Origin of the sequence: Blastomonas sp. (genome assembly GCF_041747255.1) — a bacterium.
In the GTDB taxonomy this organism is placed as follows: Bacteria; Pseudomonadota; Alphaproteobacteria; order Sphingomonadales; family Sphingomonadaceae; genus Blastomonas.
Map to the genome: position 1 here is coordinate 1 of NZ_JBGTFM010000156.1, position 2,030 is coordinate 2,030.

General features: G+C 63.3%; 1 protein-coding gene. It reads left to right on the forward strand.

All coding sequences use genetic code 11. From position 1 onward, the window contains the following. Positions 1-1,800: response regulator (locus ACEW8G_RS05615; protein ID WP_373487459.1), on the forward strand; the 1,800-nt coding region annotated here is incomplete at its 5' end. Positions 1,801-2,030 lie beyond the last annotated feature (230 nt).

Consider the following 2,030-nt stretch of genomic DNA (forward strand, 5'->3'; position numbering starts at 1 on the left):
GAAGGCCGGGTGCGCGCCGCCAACAGCGCGTTCGCGTCGCGCGCCGCCGGGGTCGATGCCGGCAATGTCATTGGCCGCGATCTGGCGAGCTTTCTGCGCGCTGATGAACGCAACCGTATCTTTTTTGAGCGCGAGGGGCCCAAGGGCGTGCCATTGCGGCTGTTCCACCTGCCGCTGGTCGACCCGTTGCTGGTGATCGATCAGACCGAGCGCGAACAGGCACCGGCACTGGTGGTGCTGGTCGATGGTGAGGCGGGGGGCGTCGATAAGGGCACCGCGCTCGGCTATGTGCAGACGCTGCTTGGGCTGCTGCCTGTTGGGTTGGCGATGAGCGATCGCGACGGCCGCTTCCTCTTCGCCAACGATGCCTTCGCGCGCGCTGCCGGAATTGGCGCGGATGCCCTGCCGCCTTATCCCGGCGACCTGATCGTGCGCGAGGACAAGGGCGCGCTCGCCGATGCGGTGCGCAGGCACGCCAGCGGACAGGCGATGGCGGGCGACCTGACAGTGCGCCTCAAGAACCTGCCTGATGAGCCGGTGACGCTGTCGCTCGCCGGACTGCGCGGCATGGGCGATGCTGCAGTGCTGCTGTCGATCAAGGACAACAGCGAAGAAAGCCGCCTCAAGCGGCAGGTCGCGCAGGCAAGCAAGATGCAGGCGATCGGTCAGTTGGCGGGCGGGGTCGCGCATGATTTCAACAATGTGCTGACTGCCATCATCGGCCACTGTGATCTTATGCTGATGCGCCATAGCCCGGGTGACAGCGACTATGACGACATCCAGCACATCCGCAGCAATTCCAACCGCGCCGCCTCGTTGACCCGCCAGTTGCTCGCGTTCTCGCGCCAGCAGACCCTGCGACCGCAGGTGCTGCAACTGCCCGATATCGTGTCCGAAACCTCAGAATTGCTCAAGCGGCTGATTGGCGAGAAGATCGTGCTCGAGGTGCAGCATGACCGCGATTTGGGGGCAGTGCGCGCAGACCCCGGACAGCTTGGCCCGGTGATCATGAACCTCGCGGTCAACGCGCGCGATGCGATGCTCGCCAAGAAGCCCCCGGGGGGCACGTTGACCCTGCGCACCCGCAAGGTGACTGCGGCAGACGTGCGCGCGCTGGCCAGCGATATCCTGCCCACCGAAGACTATAGCGCGATACTGGTGGAGGACACCGGCATCGGCATCGCGCCCGATATCCAGAGCCGGATTTTCGAGCCGTTTTTTACCACCAAGGATGTCGGCAAGGGCACCGGTCTTGGGTTGTCGACCGTCTACGGCATCGTCAAGCAATCGGGCGGCTATATCTTTGTCGAGTCGGAAGCCGGCAAGGGCACGACGTTCTCGATCTACTTTCCCGTTTATCGTGGCGGTGCGGTCGAGCAGCGCAGCCGCAAGCCGGTCAAGGTCAGCAGCGGACAGTGGGGCAACGCGCGCCTGCTGCTGGTTGAGGATGAGGATATGGTGCGCGCCGTCGCCGAACGCGCACTCACCCGGCAGGGCTTTGTTGTGGTCACCGCCAGCGATGGTGAGGAAGGGCTTGAGCGGCTGGCGAGCGACGGGCCATTCGATCTGGTGGTCAGCGATGTCGTCATGCCCAATCTCGACGGACCGGGCATGGCGAACGAAATCCGCAAGCGCATGCCCGATTTACCGATCCTGTTCATGTCCGGCTATGCTGAAGAAACGCTGCGGCAAAGCATCGCGATTGATCAGGTGCATTTTCTTGCTAAGCCATTCTCAGTAGCGCAGATCGTGGAGGCCGTGCAGGGGGCACTGGCCGGGGCGACGGCGCCAGGCAATTGAAAGTTCGAACCACTATGGCACCTGCTCGCAATATCCTGGTTGCTGAAGATGAAGCCATGATTGCCCTGTTGCTCGAAGATTTTCTTGATCTGCTGGGCCATCAGGTGACGTCCACCGTCGACTCTGTGGCTGCTGGCATCGCTGCGGTTGCCGCAGGCGGCTTTGACAGTGCCATCCTTGACGTCAATCTGGGCACAGAGAAGGTCTGGCCATTGGCAGAGGCGCTGCGC